At 63.5% G+C, this 16,546-nt stretch carries 18 protein-coding genes; 10 read left to right on the top strand and 8 right to left on the bottom strand.

What is annotated here, in order from left to right:
* Nucleotides 1-107 precede the first annotated feature (107 nt).
* The gene (locus PWG15_RS10205; RefSeq protein WP_275024299.1) at nucleotides 108-1,043 is read left to right on the top strand and encodes a cell division protein ZipA C-terminal FtsZ-binding domain-containing protein; all 936 of its coding nucleotides are present in this window, start codon (nucleotides 108-110) and stop codon (nucleotides 1,041-1,043) included.
* A 57-nt stretch (nucleotides 1,044-1,100) separates the two neighbouring features.
* On the opposite strand, the gene PWG15_RS10200 is transcribed toward PWG15_RS10205, so the two are convergent.
* The 4 genes from PWG15_RS10200 to PWG15_RS10185 all read right to left on the bottom strand — a co-directional run bounded on the left by PWG15_RS10200 (nucleotide 1,101) and on the right by PWG15_RS10185 (nucleotide 4,093).
* Nucleotides 1,101-1,517 carry a hypothetical protein gene (locus PWG15_RS10200; RefSeq protein ID WP_275024298.1) on the bottom strand — a complete coding sequence of 139 codons (417 nt, stop codon included), beginning with the start codon at nucleotides 1,515-1,517 and terminating at the stop codon, nucleotides 1,101-1,103.
* A 118-nt stretch (nucleotides 1,518-1,635) separates the two neighbouring features.
* The gene (locus PWG15_RS10195) at nucleotides 1,636-2,835 is read right to left on the bottom strand and encodes a multidrug effflux MFS transporter (RefSeq protein WP_275024297.1); all 1,200 of its coding nucleotides are present in this window, start codon (nucleotides 2,833-2,835) and stop codon (nucleotides 1,636-1,638) included.
* Nucleotides 2,836-3,227: 392 nt separating this feature from the next.
* Nucleotides 3,228-3,371 carry a hypothetical protein gene (locus PWG15_RS10190; protein ID WP_275024296.1) on the bottom strand — a complete coding sequence of 48 codons (144 nt, stop codon included), beginning with the start codon at nucleotides 3,369-3,371 and terminating at the stop codon, nucleotides 3,228-3,230.
* Nucleotides 3,372-3,595: 224 nt separating this feature from the next.
* Nucleotides 3,596-4,093, bottom strand: a complete 498-nt coding sequence (locus tag PWG15_RS10185; RefSeq protein WP_275024397.1) for a GNAT family N-acetyltransferase — start codon at nucleotides 4,091-4,093, stop codon at nucleotides 3,596-3,598.
* Nucleotides 4,094-4,427: 334 nt separating this feature from the next.
* Here PWG15_RS10185 and PWG15_RS10180 point away from each other — a divergent pair, with 334 nt between their 5' ends.
* Nucleotides 4,428-5,591: a sensor histidine kinase gene (locus PWG15_RS10180; protein WP_275024295.1), complete on the top strand. Its 1,164-nt coding sequence runs from the start codon at nucleotides 4,428-4,430 to the stop codon at nucleotides 5,589-5,591.
* Between the two features lie 139 nt (nucleotides 5,592-5,730).
* Here the strand turns inward: PWG15_RS10180 and PWG15_RS10175 are convergent, their stop codons facing one another.
* The gene (locus tag PWG15_RS10175) at nucleotides 5,731-6,435 is read right to left on the bottom strand and encodes an SDR family oxidoreductase (protein WP_275024294.1); all 705 of its coding nucleotides are present in this window, start codon (nucleotides 6,433-6,435) and stop codon (nucleotides 5,731-5,733) included.
* A gap of 125 nt (nucleotides 6,436-6,560) precedes the next feature.
* On the opposite strand from PWG15_RS10175, the gene gcvA reads away from it, so the two are divergent.
* The gene (gene gcvA, locus PWG15_RS10170) at nucleotides 6,561-7,469 is read left to right on the top strand and encodes a transcriptional regulator GcvA (protein ID WP_275024293.1); all 909 of its coding nucleotides are present in this window, start codon (nucleotides 6,561-6,563) and stop codon (nucleotides 7,467-7,469) included.
* A 28-nt stretch (nucleotides 7,470-7,497) separates the two neighbouring features.
* On the opposite strand, the gene PWG15_RS10165 is transcribed toward gcvA, so the two are convergent.
* Entirely contained in the window at nucleotides 7,498-8,031 is a 534-nt protein-coding gene (locus PWG15_RS10165; protein WP_275024292.1) for a putative immunity protein, read from the bottom strand.
* A 138-nt stretch (nucleotides 8,032-8,169) separates the two neighbouring features.
* Here PWG15_RS10165 and PWG15_RS10160 point away from each other — a divergent pair, with 138 nt between their 5' ends.
* The gene (locus tag PWG15_RS10160) at nucleotides 8,170-8,703 is read left to right on the top strand and encodes a CYTH domain-containing protein (RefSeq protein WP_275024291.1); all 534 of its coding nucleotides are present in this window, start codon (nucleotides 8,170-8,172) and stop codon (nucleotides 8,701-8,703) included.
* A gap of 62 nt (nucleotides 8,704-8,765) precedes the next feature.
* Here PWG15_RS10160 and PWG15_RS10155 read toward each other — a convergent pair whose 3' ends face one another.
* A complete protein-coding gene (locus PWG15_RS10155; protein WP_275024290.1) occupies nucleotides 8,766-9,419 on the bottom strand; it encodes a glutathione S-transferase family protein in 654 nt (217 codons plus the stop codon).
* Between the two features lie 275 nt (nucleotides 9,420-9,694).
* Between PWG15_RS10155 and PWG15_RS10150 the strand changes: the two genes are divergently transcribed.
* From PWG15_RS10150 to PWG15_RS10140, 3 genes are all read left to right on the top strand, one after another.
* Nucleotides 9,695-10,993, top strand: coding sequence for a phenylacetate--CoA ligase family protein (locus PWG15_RS10150; RefSeq protein ID WP_275024289.1), 1,299 nt, complete (start codon nucleotides 9,695-9,697; stop codon nucleotides 10,991-10,993).
* Between the two features lie 224 nt (nucleotides 10,994-11,217).
* Nucleotides 11,218-11,700 (top strand): transcription elongation factor GreA, encoded by a 483-nt coding sequence (gene greA / locus PWG15_RS10145; protein WP_275024288.1) that lies wholly within the window; start codon nucleotides 11,218-11,220, stop codon nucleotides 11,698-11,700.
* A 265-nt stretch (nucleotides 11,701-11,965) separates the two neighbouring features.
* Entirely contained in the window at nucleotides 11,966-12,991 is a 1,026-nt protein-coding gene (locus PWG15_RS10140) for a DUF3095 family protein (protein WP_275024287.1), read from the top strand.
* Nucleotides 12,992-13,073: 82 nt separating this feature from the next.
* On the opposite strand, the gene PWG15_RS10135 is transcribed toward PWG15_RS10140, so the two are convergent.
* Entirely contained in the window at nucleotides 13,074-13,559 is a 486-nt protein-coding gene (locus PWG15_RS10135) for a MarR family winged helix-turn-helix transcriptional regulator (RefSeq protein ID WP_275024286.1), read from the bottom strand.
* Nucleotides 13,560-13,713: 154 nt separating this feature from the next.
* On the opposite strand from PWG15_RS10135, the gene PWG15_RS10130 reads away from it, so the two are divergent.
* From PWG15_RS10130 to PWG15_RS10120, 3 genes are all read left to right on the top strand, one after another.
* Nucleotides 13,714-14,109, top strand: coding sequence for an Ohr family peroxiredoxin (locus PWG15_RS10130; protein WP_275024285.1), 396 nt, complete (start codon nucleotides 13,714-13,716; stop codon nucleotides 14,107-14,109).
* Nucleotides 14,110-14,357: 248 nt separating this feature from the next.
* The gene (locus tag PWG15_RS10125; RefSeq protein ID WP_275024284.1) at nucleotides 14,358-15,770 is read left to right on the top strand and encodes a metal-dependent hydrolase family protein; all 1,413 of its coding nucleotides are present in this window, start codon (nucleotides 14,358-14,360) and stop codon (nucleotides 15,768-15,770) included.
* A gap of 317 nt (nucleotides 15,771-16,087) precedes the next feature.
* A complete protein-coding gene (locus tag PWG15_RS10120; protein ID WP_275024283.1) occupies nucleotides 16,088-16,543 on the top strand; it encodes a (2Fe-2S)-binding protein in 456 nt (151 codons plus the stop codon).
* Nucleotides 16,544-16,546: the final 3 nt, after the last annotated feature.

Here is a 16,546-nt window from a genome sequence, read left to right as displayed (position 1 = left end):
ATCTCTTTTCCAGCGAGGCGCGTCCGGACCCGGGGCCGGTTGTGGTCAGAATTGGCGATCTGCAGCTTGTGCCCTCGGGCGTGTCTCTCTCCAGAGCGGAGGCGGCCATGCCGGGGACAGCGAGGCTCGAACGTTTGCTGGAGCTGGTTCCTCCGCCCCTAACTGACGATCCGGATGGCGAAACAGGGCCTTCGGAAGACCGGGATTATGGGCCGGATCCGGATGTTGACGTTGTGGCACGCTTTCCCGCCGGTGAAACTTTCTCGCGCAAGGCGATTGAGGACGCACTTTACGGCGACGTGCACAAGGCCGTACTTTGCCCGACCTACTATGTGGTAACGCCGTCCGGACGCACGACGTTTCTCAGTTCCACGGACGCGCCTGACGAAGGGTGCGAGTTGATCGCCGCCTGGTCGGTTGGTCGAGGCAACGAGTACGACTCAGAAACAATTGTTCGGGCGCACCAACGCCTGGCCGCACAGCTTGCCGGATTGCCATTTCGCTTTGACTGCACGCCTTTGGATATAGCGAGAATCTCGTCAACGTTCGATCGTGTGAAGGCTATTCTCGAGCTCGAACCAGACTCCGTTAGCGTCACCGCCTATCACAGGGGCGGTCAAAAATTTGACGGCAGGCAAGTTTGGAACCTGTTGCACTCCATCGGATTTCGGTGGGGCGACATGGATTGTTTTCAATGGGCGGATCCCACCGACCAGACCGACTATCTGGTTTGGGTCGAAGCCGATGACGGAAAGCTGGGCTATGTGCTTCCTGAGATGGTAGCAACGGGCGAGCAGAATTTTCATGAGGTGCGCTTCTCCTTCACGCCCCCACGCACACCGTCACCACTGCACGTTCTGGAGCAAATGCTTCGCGCGGTCGCGATGTTCCAGCAGCACACGGGCTGCAGCTTGGTCGCCAAGATCGACAACAAAGTCGTTGAGGGCCCAGATCAACTGATGCAGTCGATCATGACGCTTGGTGAAAAGTTGGCGGCGATGGGGTTGAAACCGGGATGGAGCACGATCCTCAGGATAAGATAGCGGGCATTGGTGGAGCCCGCTGGCGACCGTGCGCCGGTCTGGGGAACGGTGGACACCCTAGCTGATCGTCTGCTGGCACCACCGGCCGTTCCACGGCAGGAATTCCGATCCGCCGGCGTTCCATTTGCCTTCGAATTCGGAAAAGTTCGGCGTGAATGTCACGATCAGCTGGCCGTAGCCATATTTGTCGCGCCACATGAAGGTCCGGGTCAGATCGCTGCCGTCGCCGTCGTCGCCGGTCTCGGCAAGCTCTCCGGGAACGGGCTGGCCCTGGTCGGAGAAGACGTATTTCCCAATGATCGTGCCGCTGGCATCGGTCTCGAAGTGCGTTTGCGCATCCGACAGGACGCCGGCGGAGGAAAGCGCGCCGCAATAGGTGCCCGAGGGCGCGCGGATCGTCTCGCCCGCCGCGGCGGCAGATGCGATCGAGGTTGCGAGCAGGGTTGCGGCGATCCGTGCAAGGCTTGTTGTCAACGAGGCACCTTTGGTCTGTCGGGCAAGTTGCGGTTTTCTCGTGTCGCGATCGTCATGCGACGACGAGTCGGGATGGCTGCTGCCATGGGCGACGATTGCAGGGGCAAAATCAAGCTGCTCATGCGTCCGGTGCCGGAGCGGTCGTCATGCTTCCATCGCCGAACAGGCGGCCCTTCTCGGCGACGAGGAAACAAATGAGGACGCAGGTGCCGAAGAGGCAGAGGCTCGCCATGACCGGCGACAGCGTGCCATCGAAAGACTGCGCCACGGCAAAGCCGAGGATGGCGCCGCCGACGGTCTGGGTTGCGCCGAAGATGGCAGACGCGGTGCCGGCGATCGCACCGAGCGGCTCCATCGCGAGCGCGCCCGTATTGGGAAAGCCGAAGGTGACCATGGGTGTGACCAGCACGACCATCAGCAGGTACAGCCAGAGCGGCGGCGTGGCCAACTGGACCAGCGCAAGCCAGAGGAGGCTGCCGGCGAGGAAGGTGAGCATGGCGCCATGGGCCAGCCGGCGCATGCCGAACCTTGCGACCAGGCGCGAATTGGTGAGGAAGCCGAGGATTGCAGCCGCCGGCATGGCCGCGAAGGCGAGCGGATAATAGGGGCCCAGGCGATAGATATCGACATAGATCTGTTGCGACGTATTGATCAGCGCCAGGATGATGCCGAGCAGGAAAGCGCCCGACAGGCCGTAGCTGAAGGCCGCGCGGTTGCGGATCACCAGGGCAAAACCATCCGCAACGCTGGCGAAGTCGAGCAAGCGGCGATTGCCGGCCGCAAGCGTCTCGGGCAGGCGCAGCACGGTCCAAAGCCCCACCATTGCCGCAAGCGCGCCCATGGCAACGAAGATGAGTTGCCAGGGACCCGCGAGCAGGATGATCTGTCCGCCACCGGGCATCAGAAGCGGCACGAGCAGGAAGATCGACATGGCGACCGACATGACCTCGGACATGGCGGCGCCATGGTAGCGATCGCGCACGGCGGAGAGAATGCCGACGCGAATGGCAGCGGCCGCCACCCCTTGAGCGAAGCGCAGCCAAAGCAGGGCCGGGAAGTGGCTCATGGCCGGCGAAGCCAGCGCGCAGACGATATAGACGGCGAGACCGATCAGGATCGGCGGCCGGCGGCCGAAACGATCGCTGAGCGGCCCGAACACCACCTGCGGCAGGCCGAAGCCGATCAGAAACACGGTAAGCACGAGCGAGCGGTCGTTCGGGTCGGCCACCTGAAAGGCGGCGCCGATATCCGGCAGCGCCGGCAGCATGATATCGAGCGCCAGCGCCTCGATGGCCATGAGGGCGGCCACGAGTGCCACGAACTCCCTTCGAGAGAGGCTCTCCGGTTCCACGTTGCGCCCCCGGGCAGCGAGGCCGGCAGTATAACCGGTCTTGGCGGCTGCGTCGAAGTGGGCGGCGACGAGCGCACCCGCCGGTGCGATGATTGACCGTGTTTGCGCCTGTTGTCGTCATGGGCGGGCATTCGAGGTGCAAAATCAGGATGCTCAGCGGCCGTTTGCCGGGGCGGTCCTGATGTTGCGGTCACTGAACAGGCGGCCCTTTCTGCGACGGGGAAACAGGCAAGCGTGCAAGCGCCGAAGAGGCAGAGGCTCGCCTTGAAGGTTTTGGGCTGCCTTCGCGATCACAGCGACAGGCGTGGTTCAGCTTTGCGCTGAGTTCATCCTCATCGTTGAGGCGCTTTGCCTGAACCCTAGTTTTCCTGAACCGAAACGCCGTCCTGGCCGATCTTGATCTCGACGCCCGGCTTCGTCTCCTCCTGGTAGATGTAGAGGCCGAGGCCAACAACAGCGATGGCGAGCAAAGCGATGACGAGATAGAGGCCGTTTCGGTTCATGCAGAACTCCTGTGTTGGGTTTCCGCTAGGGAGTTAGGAGCTTCCGCAAGAAAGACAACGGGATAGCGCGATATTCACGGGTGCTGCGCCTGTGCGGCGGGGCCACAGGACAGCCGTTTTTGCGGCTGGTTGGGAGCAGGGGGCGTGAATTTCTGGTGGGCGTTGACGCGGTTTGGAGCGGGATGAGTTTCCCATCCCGCTCCATTCCTGCGACTTGCGATCAATCAGCTGGCATCAAAGCCGTCGTGGAAGCTGACCCGGCCTGACGGCACCGGACCATTGAAGGCCAGGGCCATGAAATACTCGGCTGGCGGGCCTTCGAAGCGCAGGCCCTCGTGGTTCTCGAAGCCGAAGCGCTTGTAGTAGCCGGGATCGCCAAGAAGGACGCAGCCTTTGGCGCCGGTTGTGGCAAGGCGTTGGAGACCTTCGCGGATCAGCCTGCCGCCGATGCCGCCTTGCTGGCGGTCGGGCCGGACCGAGATCGGACCGAGCCCGTACCAGCCCATATCCTCTCCATCTATCGCGACGGGTGAGAAGGCGACGTGGCCGACGATCTCGCCGTTTTCGACGGCGACCAGAGAGAGGGTCAGGGCGCCGGCTGCACGCAAGGCGTCGATGATCTCGGCCTCCGTCTGGCTGCTGTATGGCATCGGCGCGAAGGCGGCCTTGGTGATCTGGCGGATGGTTGCGACGTCAGTCGCTCGTTCGGAACGTAATTCGATGGTGGTCATGATGAACCTGTTCTTGAAACCGTGGTCGCGTGCCAATGACCGCGAACGAAAGATATCGTTCGCCGGCGGCACGGATGAACGTCTCGGGGCGAGACGTTAGTGGTTCAGCACAAGCTCCAGCATCGACAATTCCTCTGCGCAATTCAGGCGAGCGGGGGTCGGTATAGGTTCAAACCCTTACCATGGTCAATGGACCGCACCGGAAGTTCGTCCGCAGGGAAGTTCGCGCACTTGCGCCTGTTTCAGCGGGCTCTGGTTGATTTTCGGCCAATTGAGGCAAATAACCGGCATGACGACTAACGGTTGAATGCGGATGGTGGCCTCAATGACGGTGCTCGGAAGTTTCTATCGAAACACGTTCGACATGGATCACTCGGACACGAGCGCCGCCGAGTTCTTCTCCAGGGTGGTCAAGCTGGTGCTGGGCTTCTGGGCGGTCGAGTTTTTCATAACCGGCTCGCTCTGGGTGATGCTCGGCGTCAATCCGATCGACTACGCCCCCATCAAGCTGGTGGTCTCGCTCGTCTCGGTGGTCATCACGCTGGTGATTTCCCATATCGTGGCGATGATGCGGGCAAGGAACATCGCCGCACAGGTGTTCGTGGCGGCCGTGTTGTCCATACTGGCGTCGACGGCTGCAACCACCGTGGATTATCAGCTCTTCACCTATGTGAAGCCGTCCGTGGGTGTCGAATACACGATCGAGAACTTTTGCTACACGCTGTTTTACGGCGTGTCCCTGTTCTTCGGCTGGTCCTGCTTCTTCATCGCCTACATGTACAATCTCAAGGTTCGGGCGCAGGAACGCAGGCTGGCGATCTCGCGCGAAGAGGCGCTGGCGGCCAAGATGCAGGCGCTCTACTACCAGATCAATCCGCACTTCCTGTTCAACACGCTGAACTCCATCGTCGGTCTGATCGAAGAGGGCGCTTCGTCGCAGGCAAGCCGGGTGGTGATTTCGCTTTCGTCCTTCCTGCGCAAGACGCTGGAGATGGACCCCTTGCGGGATCTGGCGCTTTCGGAGGAACTGGCGCTGCAATCGGAATATCTGGCGATCGAGAAGGAGCGGTTCTCGGATCGCATCAGCGTCACGCTCGACGTTCCCGAGGAACTCCGGGCTGCGCTGGTCCCGAGCCTGATCCTGCAGCCGCTTATCGAAAATGCCGTCAAGCATGGCCTGGGGCGCTCATCCGGAGATCTGAAGATCACGATCAGCGCGTCGCAGGAGGAGAACCGGCTGCAGCTTTCGGTCGACAACGTGTCTGCCGCTGGCGAGACCTTCCCCGGAAGCAGTCGGCCCGGCCTTGGCGTCGGGCTCGCCAATGTCGAGCAGCGCGTCAGGGCCCGCTTTCCGGAGGGAGGCTCGCTTGTCGCGGGGCAGGTTTCCGAGGCTCATTTTCGCGCAACGCTCACCATGCCGTTGAGGACGCCTGTGGCGGGCCGACTTGCCGATGCCGCGAGCGACGCCCTTGAGGGCTTGAGGGCGTGAGGGCATTGGGGGCGTGAGGGCATGAGCAGGGCCGCGGTGGCCGAGAGCAAGCCCTAACTTCTGAGAGACTGCCGGACGCAGCCGGAGGAAGGTGCCAACGGCTGACGCGCGTCAGCCGTTGGACGGATGTCGCTTTCGCTCAGACCGAGCGCGTCAGGCCGCCGTCGACCTTGAGGTTCTGGCCGGTGATGTAGCCGGCGCCGTCCGAGGCGAGGAAGGCGACGGTGGCGGCGACCTCGGCGCTGGTGCCGTAGCGCTTCATCGGCACGGCGTCGCGGCGCTCTTCGGTTGCCGGCAGGCTGTCGATCCAGCCGGGCAGCACGTTGTTCATGCGCACGTTGTCGCCCGCATAGGTGTCGGCGAAGATCTTGGTGTAGGAGGCAAGGCCGGCGCGGAAGACGGCCGAGGTCGGGAACATCGCCGAAGGCTCGAATGCCCAGGCGGTGGAGATGTTGATGATGGCGCCGGACTTCTGTTTTTGCATGATCGGGGCGACGAGGCGGACCGGGCGGATGACGTTCATCAGGTAGACGTCGAGGCCGGTGTGCCACTGTTCGTCGGTGATCTCGAGGATCTGGGCGCGCGGGCCGTGGCCGGCGCTGTTGACCAGCACATCGATCCGGCCCCATTTTTCCATGGTGGCGTTGATCAGACGCTTGAGGTCGTCATTCGACTGGTTGGAACCGGTGACGCCGATGCCGCCGAGTTCGGCGGCCAGCGCCTCGCCCTTGCCGGAGGAGGAGAGGATCGCGACCTTGTAGCCATCGGCGGCCAGACGCTTCGCGCTCTCGGCGCCCATGCCGCTGCCGCCGGCGGTGATAACGGCTACTTTTTCTACTGCCATGTGTCCATTCTCCTCGTCGCATTCAGGATGATGCCGGATTTTGCGGCTCTCGTGATTGAAATAGCATCTCCTTCATGCGACGACGAGGAAGTTTCGCTTTCATATGGCAGTAGAAAAACTATTGGATGAGTGACGCACCGGGAAAGCTCCCTTCGCTGAATGGGCTGAAAGTGTTCGAGGTGGCGGCCCGCCATCTGAACTTTCGGCTGGCGGCCGAGGAGCTTGGCGTGACGCAAGGGGCGGTCGCCCAGCAGATCCGTGGGCTCGAGGCCGAGCTCGGCGTGAAGCTTTTCGAACGGTTGCCGCGCATGCTGGCGCTGACGGGCGAGGGGCGCCGCTACATAGCCGATGTGAGGCGCGCGCTCGAAATCATCGCGCGGGCAACCGACGGGCTGAAGCCGCAGCCGGTGCGGCTGACGATCAGCACGACGCCATCCTTCGCGTCGCGATGGCTGATCCCGCGGCTGCCGGATTTCACCGCGCGTCATCCCGATCTCGACCTGCACATTCTCGCGACCGACCGCATGTCGAGCTTCCAGGCCGATGGCGTGGATCTCGCGGTGCGCTACGGGCGGCCGCCCTTCGGGCCGGGGCTGGCGGTGGAGCTTTTGTTCGAGCAGGAGATCATCGCCGTCTGCAGCCCGATGCTGCTCAACGGCGGGGAGGCGCCTCGCACCGCCGAGGAGCTTGGCCACTACACGCTGCTGCACGACGCGCACAATTTCTGGCCGGAGTTCATCGAGCGGCAGTTCGGCGAACGCCGGCAGGCCCCGTTCAAGGGCATCAGCTTCAACCAGACCTCGCACGCGATCGAGGCGGCGACGGCCGGTCAGGGGATCGTGCTGGCGAACCGGGATTTCGTGGCGCGCGATCTCGCCGAGGGGCGGCTTATCCGCATCTTCGAGGGGTCGATGACCGGACCCTCGGATTTCTATCTCGTCTGGCCGCGGTACCGAAAATCCGCCGCGTTGCAAACCGTCATCGCCTGGATCGGCGAGGAGGCGAAGAACGAGCGGGGACGTGCCGCCGATTGACCGCTTGCGGCAACAAGGCGTGGCCGGGTCAGCGGCGCAAGCGCTGGTCGAGCTCGAAAAGCAAAGCGTGGAAGGCGCCCTTGCTGGGCTTGCGCCCGGGCATCTTTTCGACGATGCGCCGGATCTCCGGCGAGGCTCGAGCGATTGCGCCGAGCAGCTCCGCTTCGATGGCGCCGGCCTCGTCACTTGCGCCAAATGCGAGCGCCTGGATGGCATAGGGGGCGGGGCCGAGCACATGGTTGATCTGGTGCGGCGTCTCGATCGGGTGGGTATAGGGCGCACCGGCGGCGGCTATCGCTGCGCGGGCGGCAGCCTTGGCCGCGGGATCCGCCACTTCGCTGGCGGCTGCCTGGGCGCCCCACGCGGCCTTGCGCAGTTGCGCGGTGCGCGGCCCCCCTCCGGCAAAGACGCCTGCCTCGGCGATTGCCTGGCGCGGACGCAGATCGGCCGGCGCGACGGCCTCGAAAACCGGCAGGGCCCGCGCGGCGCAATCGACCGCCCAGCGCGTGATGTGGCGCAGGTCGTCTTCGGTGAGCAGCGGTGGCGTGGTCTCGGCGGTCATCGTCGCGGTTCCTTGCATGGAAGGCCGGCACGCCGCAACCACCGCCTTGCTGCCGGCTGCGATGGTGGAGCTTGCAGTCATCCGAACCAGACCTATTGTGTGCGTGCCGCGCCGGACGATGAGATGAAATGAATGTCGATGCCTGCCAAAATTGAGATTCCCAAGTATGCTCAGCTCGAGCACGAGCGACGCTTTCTCGTCGATCGCTGCCCTGATCTGTCGCAGCGTCCCTATCGGATGATCGAGGACCTCTACGTAGACGGGAGCCGGCTGAGAGCTCGTGCAATTGCCTTCAGCGATGCCCGACCGCCTGAGTTCAAGTTCTGCAAGAAATACCCATCGGACAGGATCACGTCTGCCCCGATCGTAAACATGTATCTTACGGCTGAAGAGTACGAACTCCTGTCACAGCTGCCGGGAAAAGCGGTTCGCAAGCGCCGCTATCGCCTCGACTTCGAAGGATCGCTCTACTGTATCGACGTCTTCGAGAATGCGCTCTGCGGGCTGATCATGTCCGAGGTCGAGGCCAGTTCGTCCGAAGCGCTGGCGGCCTTGGCTCCCCCGCCTTGGGGCGGGTTGGAAGTTACCGAAGACCCCTTCTTCCGCGGAGCAAACCTCGCAGCTGCCAACGCAGCAGAGCTTCAGGCGAAAATCTCCGCGCTAAGGCGCTGATTGATCTCACCTTGCTCGGCTTTGATGTCCCCCAGCTGGCTGTCGAACTTGTTCCCGCCGCTCTAGCGCTCCCAGCCCTCGGTGAATGGAAAGCGTTCGGCCCAGAGCGTCGCCAGGCGAGGATCGGTGTCGACGCGGCGGATCGGTTCGGCGAGGGAAGGTGCGACCTCATAGAAGCGCCGGCGCCCGGGTGACCAGCGCGACGCCGTGGCGACGTAGAGGTCGAGAACCGACAGTTCCTCGCCCAGAAGGTATTTTCCCGGGCGTAGTTCCGTTCCCATCCGCTGCCAGCAGTGGGCGATGCGCTCGAACACGCGCGCCTTGGCGGCCGCGCGGTCCTCTTCCCGTTCGACGACGCGGGATGGGTCGTCGGCAATCCAGTAGAGGGCGTATATGGCCGCCGATACGAAGGTCATCCATCTGAGGAAGGCCGGTCGTGCCGGGTCGGTCAATCCCGGCGCAAGCCGCCCGTCGGGGTGGGCATCGGCGAGCCAGATCAGGATCGCCGCACTTTCGGTCATCAGTTCACCCATCGGCAGCGCAAGGGCTGGAACCTGCCGAAGCGGATTGATGCGGGCAAGCTTGTCCGCCGCCTCCTGTCCGTCCCAGGGGGCGAAATCCACGACGCGATGGGGCAATTCGAGAAGGCTGAGGGCCGCCTCGATCGGAACGGATCCCGAGCCTGATGCGCCATAGACGACAAATGGTTCAGCCAACTTTCTCTCCATCGCATGGTGCCGCCGCGCGGCTCAGGGCTGCGGTCTCCACCAGAGGTGGAACCGATTTCGCGCGGTTGTCGCACGGATCACAGCTTTCGCGCTACACTCATTATCGCCTCAGTCGAGAGTGGAACTCGGCAGCGCGCCCGGCATGCGAGCGGCCAGTCGCAGGGATCGCATCGATGACTGCAGCATCTGCAAACCTGGATACCCAGCAACTTCTCAGGCATTCGCACGAGCGGCTTTTGCGTTGCCAATGGTCGAGAGGCAGATTGCTGTCGTTTCAAGAGCGCGAACTGCGATCGGCGCTGCGCCACGCGGTCGGCGCGTCGGCCTATTACCGCGAGACGATCGGCGATCTGGTGGCATCGGATGCGCCGCTTTCGGCGTTGCCGGTGCTGACGAAACGGCTGCTCATGGAAAATTTCGACCGGCTCGTCACCGATTCAAGGCTCAGCCGGCATCAGGTCGAGCAGCATATCGACGGGGCGGCTTCGGGCTCGCTGCTGCTTGGGGAATACAGGACCTTTGCAACGGGAGGCACGACGGGCGAACGTGGCGTCGCGGTCTATGACGGAAGGGCCTGGCTTGCCGCAATTGCCAACATGGTGCGCTTCCAGGCGATCGTCGGCATCGACGAGAAGACGCAGGCGGCTGCCATCTTCGCCTCGTCTCCCGTGCATATTTCCTATCATATCGGCGCGGAACTTCGCGCGATCCGGCCGGCGGGGCCACGGCTCAACGTGCTGATGCCGATCGAAGAGATCGTCGGCGCGCTGAACGCCAGCCAGCCGGAGGTCATTTCCACCTATCCCTCGTTCGTGCGGGTTCTCGCCGGCGAACAGCGCGCCGGCCGCCTGAAGATCAAGCCGCGACTGATCCGCACGAGCGCCGAGACGCTGACCGAGGACGTGCGCGACATTGCGTCCAAGACCTGGCAGGCGATCGTCGCCAACAGCTATGTCTGCACCGAGGCAGGGCCGATGGGCCATGAATGCATGCTGGGCGACGGGATGCATCTGGCCGAAGATTCCTTCGTCTTCGAGGTGGTGGACGAAAACAATCGCCCGGTGCCCGAAGGGGTGGAGGGTGCGAAACTGCTGGTCACCAGCCTGACCAATCGCACGCTGCCGCTGGTGCGCTATGAGATTTCCGACATCGTGGCGATGGCGCGCGAGCCCTGTCGATGCGGCCTGCCGTTCTGGCGGCTGGGATCAATCGCCGGGCGGCGGGAAGAGATGCTGCGCTTTGCAAAGCGTGGCGGTGGTAGCGTCGATGTGCATGCGCACCGGCTGCGCTCGCCGCTGGTGGGCGCTGCCGGGGTGCGGCAGTACCAGTTCACCCCGCTGCCATGTGGGTTGGAAATCACCATCTCCGTGTTTGCCGAAGCGGACCCTGCCGTCGTCAGCGCGGCGGTGGAGCGGGCCGTGCGCGCGGCGCTCGCGGCTGTCGGTGCGGAGCCGAAAGACCTGCGGGTGAGGGTGGTGGACGCGATCGAGCGCTCCGGTTCCGGCGCGAAGGAAAAGCTGGTGGTGGCGGCCGGAGCCGCGGAAACCGGGCCGACCGGTTGATCATCCTTGAGATCGGCTCGCCTTCGGGGTCCACTCGATCGAGAGCACGAGCGCCATGACGATCAGGCGGCGGGACGCGGCAGGGCCGCGGTTGGTTCGCACCGCAGTGTGGACATTCCGGTGGCCGGCGCCTGCCTTCGGCGGCTATAGTGTTGATTGGCAAGCGACGGGCCGATAATGGACCCGGCGCCGAAAGCTATTGCAGTTGGACGGAGTTCTGAAGATTGAGCGTTGCCTTCACCAAGGAAGAAAGTGCCGAAACGGCCGCCGAAACACTGTTGCCGGATCGTCCGATTTCGCCGCATCCGAACCTGGTGACGCAAGCCGGGCTGAAGGCGCTGGAGGCCCAGATGCAGGAGGCGCGTGTCGCCTACGAAGCGGCGGCCACGATCGACGACGTCAACGAAAAGCGCCGCCAGCAGGCGGGGCCGCTGCGCGACGTGCGCTACCTTTCCGAACGGTTGCGCAGCGCGCAGCTCATGCCCGATCCCGCATCGACCGATACCGTCGCCTTCGGCAGCACGGTCACCTTCAGCCGCGACGACGGACGGGTGCAGACATACCGGATCGTCGGCGAGGATGAGGCCGATCCCAAGGCGGGATCGATCTCCTATGTCTCGCCCGTGGCGAGAATCCTCATGGGCAAGGCGGTCGGCGATGTCATGAGCGTCGGCGAGCAGGAGCTGGAAATCACCGCGATCGCGTGAGCGCGTTCTTCGAAACCATCGGGCGACACCAGAGCCCCGCGGCAATCCGCCAGGATACCCACGCTTTGGTATAGCTATCTTCCCCGCGACTATTATCGTATCCGATTAAATCGCATTGTATTGACATTGCGTGTTCCGGTATTTATATCGCATCCGACTTAATGTGGGGCAGCAGCCCATGGATGGCGTTGTGCCCGCAGGCGCTCCGGCATCCCTGGCGAAGCGCCCCGGCTGTGGCGATCAGTCCGTCGACTGGAGGAAGCTGATGCAGTTCGAACCCCAACGCGTGCAGGCCTATAGCGAGTTTTCGCTGGTGCTGGACCTGGATGCCTATCAGCCGTTGCCCGACGATTGGCTGGTGGGGATCACCGATGTCGTCGACTCCACCGGGGCAATCAGGTCCGGGCGCTACGAGGACGTCAACTATACCGGCGCCTCGGCCATCGCGGCGATCGGCAATGCCTGGGGAAATTTCGATTTCCCCTTCGTCTTTCGTGGCGATGGCGCCGCCTTGGCGCTGCCGCCCGAGGGGGAGATGACGGCAACCGCGGCGCTCAGGCAGATTGCGGCCTTCGTGAAGGATCGATTTCGCCTCGACCTTCGCGTCGGCCTTCTGACGGTCCGGGAAATCCGCGCCAACGGGCAGGACGTGAAGATCGCACGCTACGCCGCTTCGCAAGACGCCACTTACGCGATGTTTGCCGGCGGCGGGCTCAAATGGGCGGAGCAGCAGCTGAAGAACGGGCGCTACCAGCTCGAGCCGGACCGGGACGGCACCGAACCGGATCTGACGGGGCTTGCCTGCGAGTGGCGGCCGTTTCCGAGCCGGCACGGGCAGATCCTGTCGCTGCTGGTCGAGCCGACGGACGCTGTGGCGCCCGAGCGCTTTGCGGAGCTTGCGAGAGATGTGATGGCCGTCTTTGACGAGGCGCCGCGGCAGTCGCATCCGCTGCCCACGGAAATGGGCGTGCCGAAGGATGAGCGGGTCCATATCGCGCCGGAGCGCTGGCTGGGCGTTGCCGCCAATTCGGACTTCCGCAAATACGACGACGGTCTTCGCCTGACGGTGGACGCCGCTGTCGGGCAGATCGATCGGGCCGAAGCGATCCTCCTTGCGGCAAGGGCAAGGGGTGAGGTCAATTTCGGGCTGCACCGGCAATCGCATGCGCTGATGACCTGCCTGGTTCCATCAGCCCGGCCGGATGCGCACTTGCATTTTCTGGATGGCATGGACGGCGGCTATGCCAAGGCGGCCGAGATGATGGAGCCGCGCAAGCGCCAGGTGGCCTAGCGCCGATGGTGACTCGATCGGTAAAATGAAAAGGGCGGCCACCGGCCGCCCTTTCGGTGACGTCTCCCGGAGTGGGGCGAAGCTATTCCTTGCGGGATCCAGGCTGGGTGGAGCGCAGCAGGTTGTCACGCAGGGTCGCAACCGATTGCTGCACGACCGGAAAGTCGTCGCCGAGGCCGGTGGCATCAAGGAGTGCCGAACCGGGATCGGCATCCACCAGCTCGCGGCCGGCCGGCGTCAACGTCAGGCGTACCTGCCGCTCGTCCGAGGGATCGCGCCGGCGCTGCAGGTAGCCGTCGGCCTCGAGCTTCTTGAGGATCGGCGTCAGCGTGTTCGATTCCAGGAACAGCTTTTCACCGAGCATGCTGACCGTCTGGTCGTCTTCTTCCGAGAGTGCCACCAGGGTCACGTACTGGGTATAGGTCAGGCCCAGCTTGTCGAGCAGGGGCTTGTAGGCGCGGCCGAAGGCGAGGTTTGCGGAATAGATCGCAAAGCACAGGAAGTTGGAGAGCTTCTTGCCGCCCTTTGCAGGCGTGGTCTCAGGGCTCGCAGTCTTGGAGGTGGGCATGGGATCTCCTTTTTTTTCTCTTTCCGTATCTGTACTTAATATAAATCGTATCCGATTAAATCGCAATGGTGTTGACGGCGCATTCCACTTCATCTATATACATCGCATCCGATTGAAGCGGATACGATTAAAAATCAAACAGAGAGGAAATGACATGACCGCAAAGCTCGTATTCACCGGCAAGACCCACAACACCGGCGGCCGCAATGGCGGCACCCGCAGCAGCGACGGTACGCTTGAGCTCAAGCTGTCGCAGCCGCATCCGGCCGCGGAAAACCTGTTCGGCGCCGCATGGTCGGCCTGTTACATCGGCGCGATCGAGCTTGCCGCACTGCAGCGCAAGGTGAAGCTCCCGGCCGGCCCCGAAGTCGAGACCGACATCAATCTCAGCGTCGATGACGGTTCCTACTTCCTCAGCGCACGCCTCAACGTCAGCCTGGCCGGCCTCGATCGCGACGTTGCCCACGAGCTGATCCACGCCGCCCACGAGATCTGCCCGTACTCCAAGGCGACCCGCGGCAACATCAATGTCGAGACCAATCTGGTCTAAGGCCGCCATCAGACGCTTTGGGGCAATCCGGCGTCAGCGACAGTGTTTTTTCGGGGATGCGCCGGCCTGTGCCGCGCATCCCCAGTCGTTTCAAGCCAGTTCTTCCCGGGGAGGGGTGTAGCGACGATGCGCGTTCCTGCTTGAGCGTTGTTTCCGCGACGCTCGCCAAAGCATCGCGTCTTGACAGCCAGAACGTGTGGGCCGACACTTCCTTCGCCCGGTTTCCCTCCTGAAGCAGGAATGCGGCCATGTTTGGCGGATCTATGGAACGGCATGGACACGTCCGGTCCGATTGTGACCGGTCTACGCGCTCGACGCGGTCGCGATCTCTCTCAGCCATACCCGCCGCAGCCAGGTGGCTGGCCGCGGCCTTTCTGCTCGCCTCCTGTCAGATCGCCGCAGCCGAGGACATCCTGTTTGAGGGCGTGCGGATTTTCGACGGGAAGGGGGCAGCACTTTCGGCTCCGTCCAACGTGCTGGTCGAAGGCAAGCTGATTAAGCGAATTTCGACGGACCCCATCGCGGCCGAAGGTGCGCTCAGGATTGCCGGTAACGGCCGAACGCTGATGCCGGGGCTGATCGATGCCCATTGGCATGCCATGCTCATTCGCGTCACCCCCGCCGAGGCTTTTGGCGATGTCGGCTACACCACGCTTCTGGCAGGGGCCGAGGCCACGGACACCCTGATGCGCGGCTTCACGACCGTGCGCGACGTTGGCGGTCCCGCCTTCGGCCTGAAGCGGGCGATCGATGAGGGCGTCATTCCGGGCCCACGCATCTATCCCTCCGGCGCCATGATCACCGTGACGAGCGGACACGGGGATTTCCGCTCGTTCACCGACCTGCCACGCCGGAGCGGAGGCCCGCTCACCCGCATGGAAGTGATCGGCGGCAGCATCATCGTCGACGGCCCCGACGAAGTGCGCATGCGCGTTCGCGAGCAGTTCATGCAAGGCGCGACGCAAGCCAAGATCACTGCCGGCGGCGGCGTCTCCTCGCCGCACAGCCCGCTCGACGTGACGACCTTCACCGAGGCGGAACTACGCGCTGCCGTCGAAATTGCCGAGAACTGGCACACTTACGTCGCGGCACACGCGTTCACCTCGGACGCCGTCAGGCTGGCGGTCCTGTCCGGCGTAAAATGCATCGAGCACGGGTTCCTCATGGACGAGGACACCGCCCGGCTGTTGGCCGAACGTGACGTGTGGCTGAGCCTGCAACCGCTACCGGAAATGATGCGGCTGGGCTTGCCCGAGGGCTCCGTGCAGCGCGAAAAGGCCGAGGAGGTCTGGCCCGGCATCGACCGGACCTACCAGCTTGCGAAGAAATACAAGATCAAGACCGCCTGGGGTACCGACGTGCTGTTTTCCGCTGATCTCGCCAAGCAGCAGGGCGCCATTCTCGCGTCGCTGACCCGCTGGTACACGCCCGCCGAGGCGTTGGTCATGGCGACCGGAACCAATGCGCAGTTGTTGGCGCTCTCCGGTCCGCGCAACCCCTATCCGGGCAAACTCGGCGTCGTCGAGGAGGGGGCGCTTGCCGACCTCCTGCTCGTCGAGGGCAATCCGCTCGAAAACATCGCGCTCGTTGCCGATCCCGAGACCAACTTCAAGATCATCATGAAGGACGGGGTGATCCACAAGAACACCCTGGCTCCGTGAGGCCTGACAGCAGCTTTCGGATATCTCTGCCACGTCTGGCGCCCAGCGATCGGCAGCGATCCTCGGATCACAGCAGGCCGCGTGGATGATGGGGCAATCGCCGAAATCTGCCTTTAATCCAATGCGATACACGGCACTTCAGGCTAGCCGTTCCCCGGGGTTCGCTCGAACCGCGACCGGATAAAGATGGGCCACCGACGTCGGATCGACGCCTTTCGAAACCGCGACCTCACGGAAATGTAATTTGGCCGATCGCCGCCCTCGTTGGTATTTTCGCGCCTTCGCATGTACAGGGGACGGCTCCGGCCGATGGTGTCATGCCTTACAATCTCACTGTGAATGGTCAGAACTATGCCGTCGACGTGGACGGCGATATCCCGCTTCTTTGGATCCTGCGCGACACGATAGGCCTTACCGGAACCAAGTTCGGTTGCGGCATCGCCATGTGCGGCGCCTGCACGGTGCATGTCGACGGGCTGCCGGTCCGCTCCTGCATCCTGCCGGTTGCGGAAGCGGCCGAAAAGCCGATCACCACGATCGAGGCGATCGGCGACACGCCCGAAGGCAAGCGGGTGCAGCAGGCCTGGCTGGAGATCGACGTGGTCCAGTGCGGCTACTGTCAATCCGGGCAGATCATGTCCGCGACGGCCCTTCTTGCCGCCAATCCCAAACCCAGTGACGACGACATCGACGCGGTCATGGCCGGGAACATCTGTCGATGCGGCACTTACCCGCGCATTCGCGCCGCCATCAAGCTGGCAGCACAGGGGTGATGC

This window comes from Ensifer adhaerens (genome assembly GCF_028993555.1).
GTDB lineage: Bacteria > Pseudomonadota > Alphaproteobacteria > Rhizobiales > Rhizobiaceae > Ensifer > Ensifer adhaerens_I.
The sequence above is the reverse complement of the archived record's forward strand: the minus strand, read 5'-3'. Positions and strand labels throughout refer to the sequence as shown.